1 protein-coding gene and 1 pseudogene are annotated in these 1891 nt (G+C 39.2%); one reads left to right on the top strand and one right to left on the bottom strand.

Annotation, left to right across the window (positions count from 1 at the left end; translation table 11 throughout):
- Window positions 1-501 precede the first annotated feature (501 nt).
- A complete protein-coding gene (locus tag F6K38_RS40695) occupies window positions 502-735 on the bottom strand; it encodes a hypothetical protein (RefSeq protein ID WP_287265753.1) in 234 nt (77 codons plus the stop codon).
- 294 nt (window positions 736-1029) lie between these two features.
- On the opposite strand from F6K38_RS40695, the pseudogene F6K38_RS44710 reads away from it, so the two are divergent.
- Window positions 1030-1891, top strand: a pseudogene (locus F6K38_RS44710) (Rpn family recombination-promoting nuclease/putative transposase); the annotation flags it as partial.

The following is a 1891-nucleotide window of genomic DNA, read 5'->3' as shown; positions in this document are numbered from 1 at the left end:
CATTGTTAGTCGTTTTTTGTTGATCACAAAAAAAGCAAGTCCTTCAAAAGCACCAGGGGGGCTGCCTTAGATCAAGTCCGGTTGAATACCCATCATCAAGAAGATTGATGGAGAGATGGGGCAGATTGTGATTAAGGGTAATTATCAGGACATTATCTGACTACATATATAAAAATGCCTGCTCAGGATATATACCAATAAATCAATAAAAAAAAATCGGTCAAGTTCTGGTTAACCCCAAGTGTTGACCGATTTATATTATGTAAGCTTCCACAAGTACAGCTGAGCTGCACTCAAATCTAAATCACTGTCTTGATGCAGTCGCTCATGGGGGGAACCCCCAAGACCGCGCTGCATCGCTACTGATCAACTATCGAATTAGTCAGCAACTACTCGAAAGTAACTACATACCAACTCATCCTTCATCCTGATATATACCCCTCCACAAAACAATTTTTACCATTCCTGGTCGCCAGGGCGACGCCCTGGCAATTTACTATCCTAGTCTAGGTATAAGTATCGAATCAAAAAAGTCGTAACCTGACCAGATTTTCCGGTAGGCTCGAAAGCGCTCCACTCGTCGGGATAGGCGTATTTAAGGGAATAGATAGCATTAATTGTTTTGCGAACTTGTTTAGGAGAACCGACCAAGATGTGCTTGACTTTTTTAGGTTTACGACCTGGGTTTTCAGGGTTAGTATTTTCATCGGAGTTAGGCGGAAGGTTGTGATTCATCAGTAGTAATTCCTTAAAACTGCTTACCTTATTAATATATACATAAATTAATTTAATGTCAAGGGATTTAGGAATTTTTTTTTATTAATAAATTGAAAATGGCTATAATAATAAATAGGTAATAAATAATAGTAAATAATCAAAATTATAGTGTTTATCGCAGTTATGATGATAGTCTTATTTGACGTTGATCACCTGTCTTGATGCAGCGCATTCCTATTACCTAAAACCCATTACTCTGTACCTCACCTAATTTAAAATCGCTATAAATAAACCTAGTAAAGGTATAAAACCATGAGATTCATCAGTCCCAAAACTGACTTTGCTTTCAAGAAAATCTTTGGCTCAGATCAGAGTAATGATATTTTGATTTCCTTTCTCAATGCTATGATATACTCCGGTAATTCCGTCATCCAGGATTTAGAAATTATTGATCCCTATAGCGCCGGAGATGTAGTGGATTTAAAAGACACTTATTTAGATGTTAAGGCAGTATTAGAGGATGGAACGACTGTCATCATCGAGATCCAACTCTGGAATGTGGAAGCTTTCAAGAAGCGAGTGGTTTATAACTTGTGCAAAACCTATGGAAATCAACTGCAATTGGGACAGGGATATTTCGATTTAAATCCAGTCATTGTCTTGATGCAGTCGCTCATGGGGGAAACCCCCAAGACCGCGCTGCATCGCTGCTTTAACTATCACGGATTTTAAGTTATTCCCTTCCAGCGAGAAAGTAATTAGCTGTTTTTACTTTCAAGAGGAAGAAGACCACTTGCCTTATCAGGAGAACGAGTTAAAGCTGGTGTTTGTGGAACTTCCAAAATTTACTAAGCAACTGGAAGATTTAGAAAGTGTGATCGATAAGTGGATATATTTTATTAAAGAAGCGCCCAACTTAGAAATTATTCCTGACAACTTCAGGGAAATACCACAGCTGGAAAAAGCGTTAACTATAGCGAATCAAGCGGGGTTGAGTGTGTCAGAAGTGGAAAAACTCCGCAAACAGGAGATGGTCTTGGAAGACTCGCGAGGTGCATTGAGTTTCGCGAAAAGGCAAGGACGAGAAGAAGGGGAAAGCAATTTACTCTTGCGACTGCTTGAGAGCCGCTTTGGCAAACTAACGATTAATGCCATCGCATTAATCGAAGCCTTG

The organism is Moorena sp. SIO3B2 (assembly GCF_010692525.1).
Taxonomy (GTDB): Bacteria; Cyanobacteriota; Cyanobacteriia; order Cyanobacteriales; family Coleofasciculaceae; genus Moorena; species Moorena producens.
The sequence above is the reverse complement of the archived record's forward strand: the minus strand, read 5'-3'. Positions and strand labels throughout refer to the sequence as shown.

Bases quoted from the DNA above. Each gene is read 5' to 3' on its own strand.
- F6K38_RS40695 (WP_287265753.1), bottom strand. From the start codon at position 735: ATGAATCACAACCTTCCGCCTAACTCCGATGAAAATACTAACCCTGAA.